Source organism: Uruburuella suis (assembly GCF_004341385.1).
GTDB lineage: Bacteria > Pseudomonadota > Gammaproteobacteria > Burkholderiales > Neisseriaceae > Neisseria > Neisseria suis.
Map to the genome: position 1 here is coordinate 52,536 of NZ_SLXE01000014.1, position 18,824 is coordinate 71,359.

14 protein-coding genes and 1 tRNA gene are annotated in these 18,824 nt (G+C 54.6%); 8 read left to right on the top strand and 7 right to left on the bottom strand.

What is annotated here, in order from left to right; all coding sequences use genetic code 11:
* The 5 genes from EV680_RS06495 (at window position 1) to EV680_RS06515 (ending at window position 4,494) form a co-directional block, all read left to right on the top strand.
* Window positions 1–1,494, top strand: coding sequence for a YifB family Mg chelatase-like AAA ATPase (locus EV680_RS06495; RefSeq protein ID WP_132953932.1), 1,494 nt, complete (start codon window positions 1–3; stop codon window positions 1,492–1,494).
* Window positions 1,495–1,612: 118 nt separating this feature from the next.
* Window positions 1,613–2,362 (top strand): SPOR domain-containing protein, encoded by a 750-nt coding sequence (locus tag EV680_RS06500; RefSeq protein WP_132953933.1) that lies wholly within the window; start codon window positions 1,613–1,615, stop codon window positions 2,360–2,362.
* Between the two features lie 39 nt (window positions 2,363–2,401).
* Complete coding sequence (locus EV680_RS06505; RefSeq protein ID WP_132953934.1) at window positions 2,402–2,818, top strand: VOC family protein; 417 nt, start codon at window positions 2,402–2,404, stop codon at window positions 2,816–2,818.
* A 66-nt stretch (window positions 2,819–2,884) separates the two neighbouring features.
* The gene (locus tag EV680_RS06510) at window positions 2,885–3,583 is read left to right on the top strand and encodes a thiol:disulfide interchange protein DsbA/DsbL (RefSeq protein ID WP_132953935.1); all 699 of its coding nucleotides are present in this window, start codon (window positions 2,885–2,887) and stop codon (window positions 3,581–3,583) included.
* Between the two features lie 116 nt (window positions 3,584–3,699).
* Window positions 3,700–4,494, top strand: a complete 795-nt coding sequence (locus EV680_RS06515) for a Cof-type HAD-IIB family hydrolase (RefSeq protein ID WP_132953936.1) — start codon at window positions 3,700–3,702, stop codon at window positions 4,492–4,494.
* A gap of 69 nt (window positions 4,495–4,563) precedes the next feature.
* Here the strand turns inward: EV680_RS06515 and EV680_RS06520 are convergent, their stop codons facing one another.
* Both EV680_RS06520 and EV680_RS06525 read right to left on the bottom strand, forming a co-directional pair.
* The gene (locus EV680_RS06520; RefSeq protein WP_132953937.1) at window positions 4,564–5,904 is read right to left on the bottom strand and encodes an ATP-binding protein; all 1,341 of its coding nucleotides are present in this window, start codon (window positions 5,902–5,904) and stop codon (window positions 4,564–4,566) included.
* Between the two features lie 222 nt (window positions 5,905–6,126).
* Window positions 6,127–6,789, bottom strand: coding sequence for a response regulator (locus EV680_RS06525; protein WP_132953938.1), 663 nt, complete (start codon window positions 6,787–6,789; stop codon window positions 6,127–6,129).
* 334 nt (window positions 6,790–7,123) lie between these two features.
* Between EV680_RS06525 and EV680_RS06530 the strand changes: the two genes are divergently transcribed.
* Window positions 7,124–8,734, top strand: a complete 1,611-nt coding sequence (locus EV680_RS06530; RefSeq protein ID WP_132953939.1) for a phosphoethanolamine transferase — start codon at window positions 7,124–7,126, stop codon at window positions 8,732–8,734.
* A 260-nt stretch (window positions 8,735–8,994) separates the two neighbouring features.
* The gene (pta, locus tag EV680_RS06535; protein ID WP_132953940.1) at window positions 8,995–10,506 is read left to right on the top strand and encodes a phosphate acetyltransferase; all 1,512 of its coding nucleotides are present in this window, start codon (window positions 8,995–8,997) and stop codon (window positions 10,504–10,506) included.
* 437 nt (window positions 10,507–10,943) lie between these two features.
* On the opposite strand, the gene EV680_RS06540 is transcribed toward pta, so the two are convergent.
* Complete coding sequence (locus EV680_RS06540) at window positions 10,944–11,597, bottom strand: cysteine hydrolase family protein (RefSeq protein WP_132953941.1); 654 nt, start codon at window positions 11,595–11,597, stop codon at window positions 10,944–10,946.
* Window positions 11,598–11,812: 215 nt separating this feature from the next.
* Window positions 11,813–13,150: a sodium-dependent transporter gene (locus EV680_RS06545; RefSeq protein WP_132953942.1), complete on the bottom strand. Its 1,338-nt coding sequence runs from the start codon at window positions 13,148–13,150 to the stop codon at window positions 11,813–11,815.
* Window positions 13,151–13,537: 387 nt separating this feature from the next.
* Here EV680_RS06545 and EV680_RS06550 point away from each other — a divergent pair.
* Window positions 13,538–13,613, top strand: a tRNA-Ile gene (locus tag EV680_RS06550).
* A 393-nt stretch (window positions 13,614–14,006) separates the two neighbouring features.
* Here the strand turns inward: EV680_RS06550 and rpoD are convergent.
* The 3 genes from rpoD to EV680_RS06565 all read right to left on the bottom strand — a co-directional run bounded on the left by rpoD (window position 14,007) and on the right by EV680_RS06565 (window position 18,541).
* Window positions 14,007–15,956, bottom strand: coding sequence for an RNA polymerase sigma factor RpoD (gene rpoD / locus EV680_RS06555; protein ID WP_132953943.1), 1,950 nt, complete (start codon window positions 15,954–15,956; stop codon window positions 14,007–14,009).
* 154 nt (window positions 15,957–16,110) lie between these two features.
* Complete coding sequence (dnaG, locus tag EV680_RS06560; RefSeq protein WP_132953944.1) at window positions 16,111–17,889, bottom strand: DNA primase; 1,779 nt, start codon at window positions 17,887–17,889, stop codon at window positions 16,111–16,113.
* Window positions 17,890–18,094: 205 nt separating this feature from the next.
* Complete coding sequence (locus EV680_RS06565; protein WP_165870917.1) at window positions 18,095–18,541, bottom strand: GatB/YqeY domain-containing protein; 447 nt, start codon at window positions 18,539–18,541, stop codon at window positions 18,095–18,097.
* Window positions 18,542–18,824: the final 283 nt, after the last annotated feature.

Here is an 18,824-nt window from a genome sequence, read left to right on the forward strand (position 1 = left end):
ATGTCTTTAGCCGTGATCTACAGCCGCGCTTTAAGCGGCATGCAAGCGCCGTTGGTTGAAGTGGAAGCCCACTTGGCCAACGGCTTGCCTGCGTTCAACATCGTCGGCCTGCCCGACACCGAAGTGAAAGAAAGCCGCGACCGCGTGCGCGCGGCGATTTTGCAGAGCGGCTTCGATTTTCCCGCCAAAAAAATCACCGTTAATCTTGCCCCCGCCGATTTGCCGAAAGAATCGGGGCGCTTCGATTTGCCGATTGCCTTGGGCGTGTTGGCCGCTTCCGGCCAGATTGCGCCCGATAAATTGGCGGCCTACGAATTTGCCGGCGAGCTGGCGCTATCCGGTGCATTGCGCCCGGTGCGCGGCGCCTTGGCTATGGCCTGGCAGGGCATGCAGGCGGGCAGGGCATTTGTGCTGCCCGCCGATAATGCCAAACAGGCCGCGCTGATGCAGGGCATTGCCGTGTTTGGCGCGGAAAGCCTGGGGCAGGTGGCGGCACATCTCAACGGCATCGAGCCTTTGGCACAAGCCTTGCCCGATATTCAAGAGCGGCCGTCTGAACACAAACTGCCCGATTTGCAAGATGTGAAAGGCCAGCACACCGCGCGGCTGGCGCTGGAAATTGCCGCTGCCGGCGGCCACAGTCTGCTGATGATGGGGCCGCCGGGCACGGGCAAATCGATGCTGGCGCAGCGCCTGGCCGGCATTTTGCCGCCTCTGGATGAAGAAGAATTGATTTCTGTGTGGGCATTGCGCTCGTTGCTGCCGCAGCACCGGCAAGAATTGCAGCGCAGCCGCCCGTTTCGCTCGCCGCACCACAGCGCCAGCGCCGCAGCTATGGTGGGCGGGGGCTCCGACCCGCGCCCGGGCGAAATTTCATTGGCGCATCATGGCGTACTGTTTCTCGATGAATTGCCCGAGTTCGACCGCAAAGTGTTGGAAGTGTTGCGCGAGCCGCTGGAAAACGGCGAAATCCATATCTCCCGCGCCGCCCGCCAAGCTGTGTATCCGGCCAAATTCCAGCTGGTGGCCGCGATGAACCCCTGCCCGTGCGGCTATCTGGGCCATCCGGTGAAGCCGTGTCGCTGCACACCCGATGCCGTGGCCCGCTACCGCAGCAAAATTTCTGGCCCTCTGCTTGACCGCATCGATTTAACCATCGAAGTGCCCAGCCTCTCCGCCGCCGAATTGATGCAGCAAGAAGCGGGCGAATCCAGCGCCGATGTGCTGGCGCGGGTAGAAGCGGCGCGTGCGCGCCAATATGCGCGCCAAGGCAAAGTGAATGCTGCTTTGAGCGTAACGGAACTGGACGGCGTGGCCGCGGTCAGTAAAGAGGCCGGCCAGGCCTTGGGCGAATTGTTAGAAAAGCTCTCGCTTTCGGCGCGCAGCTTCCACCGAATTATGCGGGTGGCGCGCACGCTGGCCGATTTGGCCGGCGATGAGGTGGTGGGGCGCAGCCATGTGTTGCGCGCAGTAAGTTTTCGTAGAGCTTTGTAAGTTTGCCGGCAGAGTGCGCAGAGCATGGCATAATTTGCTAAAATACACGGCCGGATATTTTCAGGCCGCCGCTTTTTTTCAGACGGCCTGTATTCAATATGACTATTAAGGTGTTTCAATGAACATAAATAAACAACACGGCAAAGGCTTATCGGGCTTTATGTTGGGTTTGCTCTTGGCCACGCTGGTGATTGCCGCCATTTTGTTTTTCCTCAACAGAAGCAGCAAAGACAGCTTCAAGCAGCAAGAGCCGGTGGTAATCACTCCGCCCGTGCCGGAAATATTGACACCGAAAGAGAGCGCTTCTATGCCCGATCTGAGCGCCAGCAGCGCTTCTGATCTCGCGGCTTCGGGCGTGGATGTACTGGAAGGCTTTATTTTGGAACAAACCGCGTCCGAGCCGCAAACCGCGCCCGTGACACCTGCTGTGCCGGTTGCGCCGAAAGCGGAAAAGCCGGCCGCCAAGCCCACGCAGCAACCCAAAGCGGAAGCCAAGCCCAAGCCTAAAACCAAGCCTGCGCCTGCGGCCAAGCCCTCACCTGAACAGATTCTCGACAGCGGCAGCATTGAAAAAGCCCACAAAGAGGCACAAAAAGAAGCTGCTCAAAAAGCCGAGCGCAAACCGGCACCGGCTGCCGGCGGCAACCTGATTTTGCAGATGGGCTCGTTTGGCGATCAGCAAAGCGCCGATGCGCAACGTGCTAAATTGGCGATGATGGGCGTGTCCTCAAGTGTGGTGCAGGCCACGGTAAACGGCAAAACGGTGTATCGCGTGCAAAGCGGGCGCCTGAGCCGTGCAGAAGCCGAGCGCACCCGCCAAACCCTGAAGCAAAACGGCGTGGACAGCCTCACCCGCAACGCCAACTAAGCGCTGCTACGGCCTTGCGGTGCGGTAAAGGAGCGTGTGATGACATTTGCCATTCTCGGCCTGGATCATGTGGTGCTGCGCATCCGCGACCGAGGCCGTATGCTGCACTTTTATTGTGATCTGCTCGGCTGCACGCTGGAGCGCGAGCTGGAAGATTTGGGGCTGATTCAATTGCGCGCCGGTGCGTCGATTATCGATTTACTGCCCATTGATAAGCCCTTGGGGCAGGCGCGGCAGGGTGAGCCTTTGCCGCAACATGCTAATCTGGAGCATTTTTGCCTGCGCATCGAGCCGTTTGACGAAGCGGCTTTGCGCCGCCATTTTCAGGCGCACGGCATGGCATTTGAGCCTGCCGAGGTGCGTTACGGTGCCGATGGTTTCGGCTTGTCGGTGTATCTCACCGATCCGGAAGGCAATATTGTTGAATTAAAAGGGCCGCCGCAAAAGGCCGCTTGAAACTTAATCTAAACCCGTTCGCCGGCCATGAAAAGCGGCCGGCTGATGCATACCAAAGGAAAACCGATGAAACTGAAAACCGTATTTTTAGCCGCCGCTCTCGCGTTGGCTGCCAATGCCCACGCCGCTTTGGTGGAAGGGCAGGATTACACTGTGCTGCCCAAGCCGATTCCTCAAGCTCAGGCCGATAAAATCGAAGTGCTGGAGTTTTTCGGCTATTTCTGCGTGCATTGCTACCATCTTGATCCGATTTTGCTCAAGCACGCCCAATCTTTCCCCGCCGACACTTATCTGCGCACCGAGCATGTGGTGTGGCAGCCGGAAATGCTGGGCTTGGCGCGCGTGGCCGCAGCCGTGAATCAATCGGGCTTGAAATATCAGGCTAATTCGGCGGTGTTCCAAGCCGTGTATGAGCAGAAAATCAATTTGGCCGATACAGCCACTTTCAAGCAATGGGCGGCGCAGCAAAAAAGCTTTGACGGCCAAAAACTGATTGCCGCTTATGATTCGTTCAGCAACCAGGCGCAAGCCAAGAAAATGGAAGAGCTGACCAACACCTATCAAATCAGCGGCACGCCCACGGTGATTGTGGGCGGCAAATATCAGGTGAAATTCACCGGCGATTGGAATGCCGGCATGAAAACCATCGATGAATTGGCTGCCAAAGTGCGCAGCGAGCGCGGCATGAAAGCGCCGGCTGCCAAACCCGCAGCCGCCGCACTGAAAAGCAAAGGTGCTGCGCTGGCCAAAACGGCCAATAAATAAGCAGTTGCATTTTCAGGCAGCCTTTCGGGCTGCCTGAATTTTTACGCCCTGCGGCCGTCTCAACCGGCCGGTATCGGCATGTGAACTTGATTTCAACCATCCGGAAAAGAGCAAAAATGAACCAACCGAAAATCATCTTTTTTGATATAGACGACACGCTTTACCGCAAAAGCACCGACACGCTGCGCCCCTCGGTTTTGCAGGCGATGCGCGCGCTCAAGGCCAAAGGCATCCTCACCGCCATCGCCACCGGCCGCACCCCGGCCGCCCTGCCTGCCAAGGTGCAGCAATTGATTGCAGAAGCCGAAATGGATTTGCTGGTGATGATCAACGGCCAATATATCCGCTATCAGGGCGAAGTGTTGCAAAAGCACCCGCTCAAGCAGACGCAAATCGCCGATATGCAGGTTTTTTTCGAAGAGCACAATATTCCTTATGCGTTTGTATCGGAGCAGACTATCGCCGTGTCGGAGCGGTTGCCGTGGGTGGAAGTGGTATTGGCTGAAATTCTGCCCGAGCATCCGATTGATAAAGATTATTTTAAAAAGCACGAAGTGTATCAAATGCTGGGCTTTTACCCGCAGCAGCAAGATGATTTGGTGGCGGCAAGAGCGCAGCAATCGGGCTTGAAAACCATACGCTGGCATGAGCAGTCGGTGGATATGCTGGATGAGCAAGGCTCGAAAGCGCGCGGCATTGCCACCGCCATTGCCCGGCTCGGCATCGATATGAAAGACGTGATGGCTTTTGGCGACGGCCTGAACGACATCGAAATGATGCAAACAGTGGGCTTCGGCGTGGGCATGGGCAACGGCCGCCCCGAATTGAAAGCCGTGGTGGATTATATCTGCCCCACGGTGGAAGAAGACGGCGTGTTCAACGGCCTCAAAGCCTTGGGTGTGATTGATTGAGCGCTTAAACAATCGCAAGCAATAAAGCTGTTTAAAAGGCCGTCTGAAAAGTTTTCAGACGGCCTTTTTTCAGACGGCCTTAATCATGTGTACACACAATCCGCGCTCATCGGCATTGGCCAAATCCAGCCGCAAGCCGTGCAAATCGGCGATGCGTTCGACAATTGAGAGCCCCAAGCCGCTGCCTTGTTGGCTTTGACCGGGCGGGCGGTAGAAGCGCTCGCGGATGCGCGGCAGATGTTCGGCGGCAATGCCGGGGCCTTCATCGCACACGCTAAGGCCGTTGGCATCAAGTGTAAGGGTAACATGGCTGTTGGGCGGGCTGTAGCGGATGGCGTTGTCGAGCAAATTGCGCAGCATCAATTGCAGCAGCACCTCATTGCCCAGCGGCGGAAAAACCTGCCCGAAACCGCATGCGCATTCGAGCTTGAGCTGCACCCGTTTTTCACGCGCTTGCAGGTTGACGCTTTGCAGCGCCTGATGCCCGATGCGCTGCCAATCTATCGGCTGCGCATCGGGCAGCGCCTGCATGGGATCGAGGCGGGCGAGTGTGAGCAGCTGCTCGGTGAGACGGTTGGCGCGGTCTATGCTTTCATGGATGTTGCCCAGATGGTGTTGCTGCTCGGCTTCATCGCTGCTCATGGCCAGCACTTCGGCCTGTACTTTCAGCGCTGCGAGCGGGCTGCGCAATTCGTGGGCGGCATCGGCGGTGAAGCGCTGCTCGCGCGCAAGGCTTTCGGCCACGCGTGCGAGCAGCGCGTTGAGCGATTGCACCAGCGGCAAGGTTTCAGCCGGCACTTGCTCCGACACGGGTTGCAGGCTTTGGGCGTTGCGCGCGGCAAGTTCGCCGGCCAAAAGATCGAGTGGCATCAGGCCGCGACGGATGCCGCGGGCAATCAGCCACAACAATAAGGGCAGCGATAAAAAGGTGAATGCAAACTGCACCCACAAAGCATTGGTGAGGGTGGAGAGCCGCTCTTTCAAGCGCTGCGACACGGCCACGGTGCGGCCGCTGTGTTCATCGTGCAGATAAAGGTAGCGCCAGGCGCTGCCCTGCCATGCGGCTCGGTTGTTGTGAAAGCCTGAGGCCGTCTGAAAGGGAATTTCCCGGCCATAGCGATCGGCCAAGAGCAGTGTGCCGTGTTTATCCCAAATGGCAAAGCCGTTGTTGCTGCTCTCGGCTCCACCGACCGGCGGCAAATCGGCCGTGCTGCCGGCGGCAGCCTGTGGCACTTGCATCAGCGAGCGGGCAAGCTGGTTCATTTGGCTGTCGGCGATTTCGTTGATTTCGTGCAGCGCCACCGCGGCGCTGGCCAAAGCAGTGGCCAGCCACAAAGCCAATAAGCCGCCGCTCAGATAGGCGAGCAGGCGGCGACGGATGCTGGTGGTGGCGTGTAGAGCGTTTTTCATACCAAGCCTGAAAAATACAATGGATTAGATTTAAATTATTGATTCGGCAATTAAATATTGAACATTTTCAGATGCCGGCAAACAAGCCATTGGCTTGTTGCCCTCTCCCACGGGAGAGGGAACAGGTTTCTGCTGCGGGTAAGAGGATGTGAATATTTAATAATTAATTGCCGCATCTATAGATTGCTTTTTTGAATTGGTAAATTGGTATTAGATTGGGCTTCAGGGCGCTTCTCCGATTTGATAGCCCAGGCCGCGGCGGGTTTGGATAAAGCTGCTGCCGATTTTTTTGCGCAAATGGTGGATGTGCACTTCTACGGCATTGCTTTCCACTTCCTGATCCCAACCGTAGAGTTTGTCTTCGATTTGGGCGCGGCTGTGGATGTGTTTGGGCTGGCCGAGCAATAATTCCAACAGCATGTATTCGCGCTGCGTGAGGATAAGCGGCTCGCCTTGCAGCGTGGCGGTTTTGGCAGCGGTGTCGAGCGTGAGCGTGCCGTAGCGGATGGCGGCATCGGCGCGCCCTTGGCTGCGGCGGATGAGGGCGAGCAGGCGTGCGGCCACTTCATCGAGCGCAAAGGGCTTGCACAAATAATCGTCGGCACCGCCGTTGAGCCCGGCGAGCCGGTCGGGCAGGGCGTCTCGGGCGGTGAGTATCAACACTGGTGTGCTCTGCCGCTGTTGGCGCCAATAAGCCAGAATGTCCATGCCGTCGATTTGCGGCAAACCCAAATCGAGCACCACCGCATCATATGGTGCGGCGCTGAGGGCATCGCGGCCGCGTTGGCCGTTTTTAAACCAATCCACGGCAAAACCGTGTTTGATGAGGCCGTGGTAGAGGCCGTCGCCGATATGGGGGTCGTCTTCAATCAGTAAAATGCGCATGATGGCCACACTATAGCATTCAAAAAACTGCCTGCGTATCACAAAGACGGGCAGGCAGAAGAATTTATTTTGGGAAGGAATACAGCCTGTGTGCTGTGAAACGATTACACCATATGCCGCTTAAGCGAATCTTAACCGATATCGGGCAGGTCGTTTAAACGGATATTGAAACAAATAAAAATCTTTCAGACGGCCTGCTTTCTAACTTATTGAAAATGTGTATATATTATAAAAATTCAAATTATCTGAAAATCATTGCTCCGCTTTAAGCTCGGCTTAATCTTGGCGGCACATAATCCGCGCCTGATTAACTGAATTATTACGGGCAGGGTTTATGCGTATCCGTTTAACCGGCAACAGGGCGGTGTTGCTGTTTTGTATTTATGCGGTGCTGGTGTTCAACATCGGCTTTTGGCAGGCGGTTTGGCAAAAAAGCCTGTCGGCGGCAGGGCATGATTGGCTGCTCTTGGCCACCATGCCGCTGTTTGTGCTGGCCGCGATGAATTTTGTGATGCAGCTTTTGTTTTGGCCCAAAGTGCACCGGGTGTTGATACCGTTGCTCTTGGTGCTCAGCGCGGGCGCATCTTATGCGGTGATGACGCAAAACATCTATTTCAATTCCGATATGATTCAAAACCTGCTGCAAACCAATAAAGCGGAAGCCACGGCTTGGTTGCAGGTGAAATTTATCGGTTGGGTGCTGCTCACCGGTGTGCTGCCGGCAGTGTGGTATGCGCGCTGCGTTACCATCAGCCGCGCCTCAACTTGGTATAAAGGCTTGGGCTGGCGCGGGCTGAGCATGCTGGCTTCTGTGTTGGTGGTGGCAGCGGTGGCGGTGGTGGGCTATCAAAACTATGCTTCGTTTTTCCGCAACAATAAAGGCATCAACCACCAAATCGTGCCAACCAACTTTATCGGTGCCAGCGCGAAAACGGTATACAACATTTATGACGCCAGCCGCCCGTTTGAGCACATCGCCACCGATGCCAAGCGCGATGCACCGGTGCATGAGCGCAAACGCCTGTTGGTGCTGGTGGTGGGGGAAACCACACGCGCACAAAACTGGGGGCTCAATCCCGGTGCGCCGGATACCACGCCCGAGCTTAAAAAAATGGACGACGTGATTAATTATCCCAACGTATCCTCATGCGGCACCGCCACCGCCATTTCCGTGCCGTGCATGTTTTCCCAAATGAGCCGCAGCGATTACAACGGCAACCGCGCCAGTCATCAAGAAGGCTTGCTGGATGTGTTGCAGCGCGTGGGGCTTTACACCAGCTGGCGTGAAAACGACGGCGGCTGCAAAGGCGTGTGCGACCGCATCAAGCATATTGATGTGCGCGAATTGGCTGAAAAAAGCCAATGCGGCAGTGAGGGCTGCTTGGATATGGTGTTGCTCAACGGGTTGGCGCAGGAAATTCAGGCAATGCCGAACGACGGCGTGATTGTGCTGCACACCATGGGCAGCCACGGCCCCGCTTATTATCAGCGCTACACCGATGATTTGCGCAAATTCACGTCCACATGCGACACCAATCAAATTCAAGATTGCAACCAAGAAGCCTTGCGCAACACTTATAACAACACCGTTCTCTACATCGACCACATGCTGGCGGCCACCATCAACCTTTTGCGCCAACAGGAAAATACCGACACCGCCTTGTGGTATGTGTCCGACCACGGTGAATCGCTGGGCGAAAACGGCATGTATCTGCACGCCGCGCCCTATGCGGTGGCACCGAAAGAGCAAACCCATGTGCCGATGATTTTTTGGGCAAGTGAAAATTGGTACCGCCACACAGGCGTATCCGCCGCCTGCATGAAGCAGTCTGCCGACAAAGCTTATTCGCACGATAATTGGTTTCATTCTGTGCTCGGCATCAACGATGTGCACACCCAAGCCTATCAACGCGATTTGGATATTTTTGCGGTTTGCAGAAGCTGATTGGCAATAAACCAAAGGCCGTCTGAAAACATAAGGTAAGTGTTCAGACGGCCTTGATTTTGACTTAAATCATTAAAATAGAAATAAATAAATTTTACAGAAATGCGCTACAAAGTATTTATTCTATTGTATATTTCGGGGTGAAGCCGCAAATGTAGCGTGTTGTAATCGAAGTTGCTGCCGGCAGATTGATATAAAGTGGCGCAACAGAATGATATAATAAGAAAATCGTTTCTCTCTCGGAAAATAAAGGATAAATTATGGCTAATGTATTGGTTGTACCCGTTTCCACCAAAGCCGACGGTTGGGCCGTTACCCAAGCTGTGGCCGCCGCGTTGCCCGATTCTGCGGTGTTTCGCGCATTCGATGAAGCGGGCGAGGCTGAAAAGCTGGTGTGCGCCGGCAAAAGCGATGATTGGCTCGATTCGCTGGTAACCTGCGTGGCCGCCTTGAAAGCCGCCAATGTGGTGATTAAAGGCGCCAAGCCCGACCCCGAGCGCGTGCTGCTTTCCACCAAAAATCTGGATGTGGCCTTATCGTTTGATGCCAGCGTGGTGTTTGCCATGCAAACCGACACCGACGATGTGGAGCACGTCACCAACCGCCTGAACCTGGCCAAGCAAGCCTATATCCATTCACCGGGCACCGCCGTGGGCTTTGTGCTCGACGGCGGCGATGCCGGCGCGGGTGCCGCCATTGCCGAGAAAACCGGCCTCGTGTATTTCGGCTCCAGCCAAAAAATCATCAACACCGATTTGCTGCTGAAAAAACCCGGCGGCCGCATGTCGCCGGCGCAATTCCGTGTGAATATGATGGATGCCGCACGCAAAGGCAACAAACGCATCGTGCTGCCAGAGGGCGCCGAGCCGCGCACCGTGCAGGCCGCCGCAATCTGCCACGAAAAAGGCATTGCCCGCTGCGTGTTGCTGGCACCGCGCGCCGAAGTGGAAGCCGTGGCTAAAGAACGTCACATTACCTTGCCCGATTCGCTGGAAATCATCGATCCGGCCGATTTGATCGAAAAATACGTCGGCCCGATGTGCGAATTGCGCAAGAGCAAAGGCCTCACGCCCGATCAGGCGCGCGAGCAGCTGCAAGACACCGTGGTGCTGGGCACCATGATGATGGCGCAAAACGATGTCGACGGCTTGGTGTCCGGCGCGGTGCACACCACCGCCAACACCATCCGCCCGGCTTTGCAATTAATCAAAACCGCACCGGGCGCGAGCTTGGTGTCGAGCGTGTTTTTCATGTTGCTGCCCAACCAAGTGCTGGTGTATGGTGATTGCGCTGTTAACCCCGAGCCCACCGCCGAGCAGCTGGCCGATATCGCCATTCAATCGGCCGATTCGGCCAAAGCCTTCGGCATCGAGCCGAAAGTGGCGATGATTTCTTATTCCACCGGCACTTCGGGCAGCGGCCCGGCGGTGGAAAAAGTGGCCGAAGCCACCGCGCTGGTGCAGCAAAAACGCCCGGATCTGGCTGTGGACGGCCCCTTGCAATACGATGCGGCCACCGTGCCCAGCGTGGGCAAATCCAAAGCGCCCGACAGCAAAGTGGCCGGCCAGGCCACCGTGTTGGTGTTCCCCGATTTGAACACCGGCAACTGCACCTATAAAGCCGTGCAGCGCAATGCCAACGTGTTGAGCGTGGGTCCGATGCTGCAAGGCTTGCGCAAGCCGGTGAACGATTTGTCGCGCGGCGCACTGGTGGATGATATTGTGTACACCATCGCGCTTACCGCCATTCAGGCTGTGCAAATGGCCGAGTAAGCGGCAGGCTCTATCAAAGGCCGTCTGAAACAAAGGTTTCAGACGGCCTTTTTGATGTGCAGGTTGGGTGAGGCCGCCAAGATGGTCATTCAAAGCCTGTATTCCACTGCTTGATGTTATAGTGGAATTAAAGAAAAACGATAGTGAAATCAATGAAAAACCGATAAAAAAATAAGACATCTAAAATCATGTCTATAGTGAAATGCAAGAAAAGTGATACAAAACCACGCACTATAACGGAGTGGTTTGAGTTGTCAAACCTAACGTTTCAGACGGCTTGTGGATTTGTTGGGTTTATAACCCAACCTACCCGCCGTATCACTTTTTTATGCATTCTACTGTCTCCGCAATCTGTATCAAATTTTCATTCATTCCAATATAAACAACAGGCCGTCTGAAAGCTTTCAGACGGCCTGTTTCAAAGATATGAGCGGGATTCAAGCGGTGCGGCGTGCGGCAAAAGGGCTGCCGGCCAAAATTTGCGGCAGCGCCGAAGCATCGGCAACCACATGCGCACCGGCAGCGCGCATGCTGTAGATGGCATTGAGCGTGCTTTTGGGTGTGTAGCCGCGGCAAGCGCCCAAATTCACAATCACCTGCCAAGTTTTGATGCGGCACAATTGTTCTACGGTTTTGCGCACGGCATGCTCGGTGGTGAGGCCGCCGACAATGATTGTGTGGGTGTGGTGGCTGTGCAACCATTGCACCAAACCGTTGCTCACATGCTCGCAAGTATCGTGAAAGCAGGCGCCGTGCAAAATGCTGTCGGTTTCGATGCTGTAGTCGTAATCGGCGGGGTTGGGCAGGCCGCTGAGCAGGCCGTTGCTTTGGCAATGCTGCACATATTGGCCGAAATGGCTGTCGCTTTCCTGCAAAAAGCGTGGGGTGTCGTGGCGCTGGAAAAAGCTGCTGCAAAAATCGTGCAGATGATTATCGGGCTGGCTTTCCACCAGCACGCGCTTGTCGGCAAAAGTGCTTTGGTAGTTGAGCTCGGGCACAATTTCATGCGGATGGTGCACGCATTGCTTGTCGTTGGCGGCAAAGCAGCTGAATTTACATTGGGGATGGATGTCCAGGGCAATAATACTCATAAAATTCTCCTAACCGTAGCGGCCTGATGGGTGCACTGCACGAACCAACACAATGAAGCTCGATAATCGGTTTATATTTCTGATGAGCGGTATGCTATCAAGACAAATGGTTTTTTACTAATGAGTAATTTAAATCTCAATGTAAATATTGCTTAATTATAACTATAATTATAGTGAATATTTCTTATTGCTGGTTTGCTTGGCCGACAACAAGCTCAAATCCAACCCAAAGTGTTGGCAAACACAATCAAAATGGCCACCGGCGCCAAATAGCGCAGCGCCGTGTGCCACATGCGGGCAAGCCATGCGGGCGTGTTGCTGCCGCTGTGCATATGCTCGAGCACCGTCGGGCGCGGCTGCACCCAGCCGACAAACAGCGCGATGCATAGCGCGCCTATCGGCATAATCCAAGCCGTAATTAAATAATCCCATAAGTCGAACAGCGTTTTGCCGAACACGGTTACCTCTTGCCACACACCAAACGACAATGCCGAAGGAATGCCGACAATAAAAATCGCCAGCCCCACCTGCCAAGTGATGCGGGCACGTTTTTCTTCTTTATTGTGAATCGCCGCCGCAATCACGGTTTCCAGCATGGCAAAGGCCGAGGTGAGCGTGGCAAACAGCACCAGCAGCATAAACACGGCAAACAGAAAATTGCCGAACGCAATATGCTGAAACACCGCCGGCAACACCACAAAAATCAAGCCCGGCCCCTGATCGGGCTGATAGCCGAAGGCAAACACCGCCGGAAAAATCACCAAACCGGCCAGCAGGGAAACCAGCAGATTGAGCCACATCACGCTGTTGGCCGAGCGGAACACATCTTGTTCCCGCCCCAAATAAGCGGCATAAGTAATCATGGCCGACACGCCGATGCTCAACGCGAAAAAAGATTGCCCCAGCGCAATCAGCATGGTGTGGGCATTCAGATAGCGCCAATCCGGCTGCAACAAAAATGCCAAGCCGGCATCGGCACCAGGCAGCGTGAGCGAACGGGCGGCCAGCAGCAGAAAAATCACAAACAAAGCCGGCATCAGATATTTGCTGGCTTTTTCAATACCCTCTGAAATGCCGTTGCGCACCACGGCCACCGTGATCAGCATAAACAACGCCTGATAAGCGAGCGCATGCAGCGGGTTGGCAATGGTTTGGGCAAACAGTGCAGAAAAATCGGTATCCGGGCGCACCGTGCCGCCAAACGCATGCACCACATAAGCCAACACCCAGCCGCCGACCACGCTGTAGAACGACAATAAGATAAAGCAGGCGGCCACGCCCATGCGCCCCACCCACGGCCACAAGCTGTCGGGGGCCAGCGTTTTAAACGCATCCACCGCATTTTTGCCGCTTTTGCGGCCGATATAGAATTCTGCCAGCAGCACCGGCAGGCCGATTAACACGGTAAACAGCAAAAACAGCAGGAAAAACACCGCCCCGCCGTTGGTGCCGGCCGTGTAGGGAAATTTCCAAATAGCGCCCAAGCCGATGGCGGAGCCTGCGGCAGAGAGGATGAAGCCGATTTTAGAAGACCACGATGCGGATTTTTTCATAAGATGATGTTTAACAAGAAAAGCCAAAAATAAAAGGCCGCTGCAGGCGGCCGGATAATACAAGATTTGAGTGCTTGCAAAGCAAGAAGCGGATTGTAACAAACCGGCCGGCTGAAGGGTGGGATTATTTGAGCCGGTTTGCGCAAAAGAAAAAGAAAATCCGCGATTTATGAAAAATTTAATACTAATTTAAATTTATTTAAGCAGATAAAATTATAGAGTTGGATTTGTAAATGATATTGTGCGCTTTTTATATTCAATTTATTGAAATGAAATCGCGTTGTGAGCGTGGCAGCCTGCTTGAAAGGTGTTTGCTCGCATCCGCTTTTCAGACGGCCTTGTCTCTCTCTTTATTTGTGATACAATAAGCGCCTTTGCAGCAAGCAAGGGCCTGTAGCTCAGGGGTTAGAGCAGGGGACTCATAATCCCTTGGTCGTCGGTTCGAAACCGACCGGGCCCACCATCAAACCGCGTAACGATTGGCGTTCACGCGGATTTTTTATTTTTGTCGCCGCTTTTCTATGCTATCCATTCGAAAAAATAAGATATAGTGAAATGCAAGAAAAAGTGACACAAAACTGCATTTTGCAACGGCGTAGATTGGGTTGCCAAACCCAACGTTTCAGACGGCTTGTGGATTTGTTGGGTTTTCAATCCAACCTACCCGCCGTATCACTTTTTTATGCATTCCACTATAACAAGGCGGCGAGCCGAAGACAGTGCACTTAGTACGGCTAGGCGAGCCAACGCAGTTAGGTTGTTCTTTCGAATGGGTATGAACTGCGCAAAATAAGAAAAGGCCGTCTGAAAGAAATTTTCAGACGGCCTTGATGCTTACACGTTTTTCAAAAAGAACTTACTGCTTGTTTTCTTCGCTGTCAAGGAAGCTTTTCAGGCGGTCGCTGCGGGTGGGGTGACGCAGCTTACGCAGGGCTTTGGCTTCGATTTGGCGGATGCGCTCGCGGGTAACGTCGAATTGTTTGCCCACTTCTTCCAGCGTGTGGTCGGTGTTCATGTCGATGCCGAAACGCATGCGCAACACTTTGGCTTCGCGCGGGGTGAGGCTTTCGAGCACGTCTTTGGTGACTTCGCGCAGGCTGGAATACATGGCCGCTTCGGCGGGGGCAACGTTGTTGATGTCTTCGATAAAGTCGCCCAAGTGCGAATCGTCGTCGTCGCCGATGGGGGTTTCCATCGAAATCGGCTCTTTGGCGATTTTCATGATTTTGCGGATTTTGTCTTCCGGCATTTCCATCAGCTCGGCCAGCTTGGCAGAATCAGGCTCTTCGCCGGTTTCTTGCAGGTATTGGCGCGAGATACGGTTCATTTTGTTGATGGTTTCAATCATGTGCACCGGAATGCGGATGGTGCGCGCCTGGTCGGCAATCGAGCGGGTGATGGCTTGGCGTATCCACCAGGTGGCGTAGGTGGAAAATTTATAGCCGCGGCGGTATTCGAATTTATCCACCGCTTTCATCAGGCCGATGTTGCCCTCTTGAATCAAATCAAGAAATTGCAGGCCGCGGTTGGTGTATTTTTTGGCGATTGAAATCACCAAGCGCAAGTTGGCCTGAATCATTTCCTGCTTGGCCGCAGCGGTTTCTTTTTCGCTGATGACCATGTTTTTATTGATGTCTTTGAGCTCTTCGATGGAAATTTTCGCTTCTTTTTCCATTTCGGCCAATTCGGTTTGTTTCTCGATAATGGCGTGGCGGAAGCGGCTCAGCGCATTGCTCCACACGCGGCCTTTGGCCACTTCTTCTTCCACCCATTGCAGGTTGGTGGCTTGGCTTAAGAAGCTGTTGATGAAGTAGTCGCGATCCATGTGCACATGGTTGAGGCAGATGTCGCGGATTTCGCGCTCCAGCTTGCGGATGTTGTCAACGCGTGCGCGCAGGCTGCTGCTGAGGCTTTCAATCTGGCGGGTGGCAAAGCGCACTTCGAGCAGCTTGGCGGCGATAGCGTCGCGGTATTCGAGATAAGATGCGTGTTTGCTGTCGTGCTTGGTGAGCGCGGCCACCATTTTGTTGTAATCTTGCTCGATGGTGCGGAAATGCTCGAGGGTTTTTTGCTTCAGCTCTTCCAAATTGGCTGAGGAAATGGCCTCTGCATCGGCTTCTTCGTCGGTTTCTTCATCACTGTCGGCATCTTCATCGTTCTCGGCAACTTCGGCGCTCTCGGCCGGTGCGCTGCTTTCGAGATGCCCTAAGCCCAATTCATTGAGCAGCACTTCGTTGGGGTCGATAATGGCTTCCACCACTTCGTCGACTTTGATTTCATCAGCGCGGATGCGCTCGATCAGCGCCAAAATTTCGGCCACGGAGCCGGGGCAGGCGGAAATGGCCTGCACCATGTTTTTCAGCGCGTTTTCGATTTTTTTGGCGATGATGATTTCGTCTTCGCGGGTGAGCAGATCAACCTGCCCCATTTCGCGCATATACATGCGCACGGGGTCGGTGGTGCGGCCGAATTCGCTGTCGGCGCTGGAGAGTGCGGCTTCGGCTTCGGCCACGGCATCGTCATCGGTCATGTTGGCGGTGTTGTCGCCCATGAGGATGTCTTCTGCATCGGGGGTGTGCTCGGTGACTTGGATGCCGAGGCCGGAAATCATGGTGACGATGTTGTCGATTTGATCGGCGTCCGACATGTCGTCGGGCAGGGCATCGTTGATTTCGGCGTAGGTGATGTAGCCGCGCTCTTTGCCCATGATGATGAGCTGGCGCAAACGGGCGCGCTGCTCTTCGAGGGTGAGCGGGCGGTTGTCGTCTTGTTCTTCGTTGTCGTTTTGGTTGGGAAGTTGGCTCATAAATGTCTCGAATAGTCAAACGGTTGCAGGGTAATGCGCTCGGGCATCTTTAGTCGATGCCGTCTGAACGAAACATATTGGGGTTGTTCTGCGGTGGGTGCAAGACGACGCGCGGTGCAGCAATTGGTATGGGTTTCTGTTCAGACGGCCTGTTTTAAAGCTTGGCAGCCGGCATTAATAAGGCCAGCAGCAGTTTTTTTTCGTTTTCATTCAAGCCGTTTTGACGGCTTTTTTGTTTCAGTGTTTCGATTTGGGCGTATTTTAACTCATTCAACAGCTTTTGCATGCCCATTTTGAAGCTCTCGCAATCTTCTTCGCTGCTGCTTTCCAGCTCGTCGGACGAGGCGAGCGCCTGCCGGAAAATGTGGTTGAGCGTGGCTTCGTGCTCGCTGCCGCGCATGTGCTCTAAAATCTGTGCGCTGCTGAGCGGTGCAGGGCGGCTGTGTATCAGCTCGGCCACGTTGGCCAGGCAGGCCATGTCGCCCGATAAAGGCAGATATTCCGGTAGCGCTATATATGCTGCCCAAGCGGGATTTATCAAGAGGCTGCGGATTTGTTTTTGCACCAGCGTGGGCATTTGCGGCTGCCTGGCCGTGCCCTGCGGCAGCTGGTAGCTTTTTTGCTTGATGTGGCGTTTGGGTGCTTCTTGGCCGAGCAGCTGGGCGAGGTTGGCCGGGTCGATGCCCACCAATTCACTCAGTTGCTGTTTCAGCAAAAAGCCCAATGCGGGGGCGCTGATTTGCGCCAGCAGCGGGGCGCTGGTTTTGACCAATTCGGCTTTGCCCTCGTGGGTGTTTAAATCGAGGCCGTCTGAAAGGCCGTCCCAAAAATAGGCCGACAAAGGCTTGCTTTGGTTGAGCAGCGCATCTTCGAATTGGGCTTTGCCGTGGGCGCGGATGTAGCTGTCGGGGTCGTGCGCTTCGGGCAGAAACAGAAAATGCAGCGATTTGTCGTCTTTCAGCTGCGGCAGTGCGTTTTCGAGGGCGCGCCAGGCGGCTTTGCGGCCGGCCCGGTCGCCGTCGAAACAGAAATAAATGCTGTCGGTTTGGCGCATCAAGAGCTTGATGTGGTCGGCGGTGGTGGCGGTGCCTAAGGCGGCCACGCCGTAGCCGAGGCCGAATTGCGCCAAGGCCACCACGTCCATATAGCCTTCCACCACCAAAATGCGGCCGGCTTCTTTGATGGCGGCGCGGCCTTCGTGCAGGCCGTAGAGGTTGCGGCCTTTGTCGAACAGCGGCGTTTCGGGTGAATTGAGATACTTGGGCTCGCCTTTGTCGAGCACACGCCCGCCGAAGCCGATTACCTGGCCGCGCGGGTTGCGGATGGGAAACATGATGCGGTCGCGGAAGCGGTCGTAATGTTTGCCGTCTTTTTCAATCACCATGCCGCTTTCTACCAATGCGGTGTTGGGATAGGGCTGGAATATTTGCGCCAATGGCTGCCAGCCGTCGGGCGAATAGCCCAAGCCGTAATGCTCGATGATTTCGGGCGATAACCCGCGCTGGCTCAAATAAGCCTGCGCCCGCGCATCCTGTTTCAGACGGCCTGCATAAAATACGGCGGCCGCTTCGGTGGTTTCTTCCAGCGTTTGCTGCTTTTTCTTGCGCGCTTGGCGCACTTCGGGTGCTTCTTCGCGCCCGCGTGTTTTCGGCACGGCCATGCCGATGCGGTCGGCCAGATATTGCACCGCTTCGGTAAAGCTTAAGCCTTGGTATTCCATGATAAAACCGATGGCGCTGCCGTGTGCGCCGCAGCCGAAGCAGTGGTAAAACTGCTTGTGCGGGCTCACGGAAAACGAGGCGCTTTTTTCTTTGTGAAACGGGCAGCAAGCCATATAGTTGGCGCCGCCTTTTTTCAGCGGCACATGCTCGTCGATGATGTCGACGATATCGACTTTGGCGAGCAGCTCGTCTATAAATTCGGATGGAATCATGGTGGTGTTTGGGTTTCAGACGGCCTGAAGGGTTGGCAAAATTGGTGCTTCTTGCGTTTGCGCAGCTGTGTGGGCAGGATTTTGAAGGCGGTAGAGAGTGATGTGTGCAGGCCGTCTGAAAACAAAACGGGCGTATTTTGAATGCATCTCAACACACGGTAAAATGTCCGCTGCTTTGCTCGAGCGCTTTCAGACGGCCTGTGGCTTATGCGCTCAATGCGGCTTTCAAATGTTTATTCACTTCGCCCATATCGGCTTTTCCTGCCAGTCGGGTTTTCAACACACCCATCACTTTGCCCATGTCGGCCATGCCGGCGGCGCCGGTGGCGGCCACGGCGGCGGCCACTTCGGCTTCGATTTCGGCGGCGGAGAGCATTTGCGGCATATAACGGTTTAACACTTCGATTTCGGCATGCTCTTTATCGGCCAAGTCTTGGCGGCCGGCGTCGGCATAAATTTGGGCGGAATCTTTGCGTTGCTTCACCATTTTGGTGAGAATAGACACCACTTTGGCATCATCGGCTTCGGTGCGCTCGTCCACTTCAAATTGTTTGATGGCGGCGTTTACCAGGCGGATGGTGGATAAAGTGGCGCTGTCTTTGGCGCGCATGGCGGTTTTCATGTCTTCGGTGAGTCGGGCTTTGAGGGTCATGGTGTGCTCTTTGGAAGGGTTGGAAGGTATGCCGGCAAACAGATGGTGGTGTTTGGCGGAATATAAAGCCGCTTTTGTGTGGGATTGAAAAATAACCGATATTTCGTGTGACAAACCACTTTGAAAAAACTCGTGCGTTGCGCTTGCTGATTATCTTGTTTTGAAAACCGGGTAAAACAGCTTTAATCTACTAGGGCGTCCTGACAATTACTTGTCATAAAGGCAGCCATAGCATAATACAAGCTAAAGCAACTACGCTTTCATAATGCCTTTTCAAACGATC

Coding starts and splice junctions, on each gene's coding strand:
- EV680_RS06495 (WP_132953932.1), top strand. CDS start 1: ATGTCTTTAGCCGTGATCTACAGCCGCGCTTTAAGCGGCATGCAAGCG.
- EV680_RS06500 (WP_132953933.1), top strand. CDS start 1,613: ATGAACATAAATAAACAACACGGCAAAGGCTTATCGGGCTTTATGTTG.
- EV680_RS06505 (WP_132953934.1), top strand. CDS start 2,402: ATGACATTTGCCATTCTCGGCCTGGATCATGTGGTGCTGCGCATCCGC.
- EV680_RS06510 (WP_132953935.1), top strand. CDS start 2,885: ATGAAACTGAAAACCGTATTTTTAGCCGCCGCTCTCGCGTTGGCTGCC.
- EV680_RS06515 (WP_132953936.1), top strand. CDS start 3,700: ATGAACCAACCGAAAATCATCTTTTTTGATATAGACGACACGCTTTAC.
- EV680_RS06520 (WP_132953937.1), bottom strand. CDS start 5,904: ATGAAAAACGCTCTACACGCCACCACCAGCATCCGTCGCCGCCTGCTC.
- EV680_RS06525 (WP_132953938.1), bottom strand. CDS start 6,789: ATGCGCATTTTACTGATTGAAGACGACCCCCATATCGGCGACGGCCTC.
- EV680_RS06530 (WP_132953939.1), top strand. CDS start 7,124: ATGCGTATCCGTTTAACCGGCAACAGGGCGGTGTTGCTGTTTTGTATT.
- pta (WP_132953940.1), top strand. CDS start 8,995: ATGGCTAATGTATTGGTTGTACCCGTTTCCACCAAAGCCGACGGTTGG.
- EV680_RS06540 (WP_132953941.1), bottom strand. CDS start 11,597: ATGAGTATTATTGCCCTGGACATCCATCCCCAATGTAAATTCAGCTGC.
- EV680_RS06545 (WP_132953942.1), bottom strand. CDS start 13,150: ATGAAAAAATCCGCATCGTGGTCTTCTAAAATCGGCTTCATCCTCTCT.
- rpoD (WP_132953943.1), bottom strand. CDS start 15,956: ATGAGCCAACTTCCCAACCAAAACGACAACGAAGAACAAGACGACAAC.
- dnaG (WP_132953944.1), bottom strand. CDS start 17,889: ATGATTCCATCCGAATTTATAGACGAGCTGCTCGCCAAAGTCGATATC.
- EV680_RS06565 (WP_165870917.1), bottom strand. CDS start 18,541: ATGACCCTCAAAGCCCGACTCACCGAAGACATGAAAACCGCCATGCGC.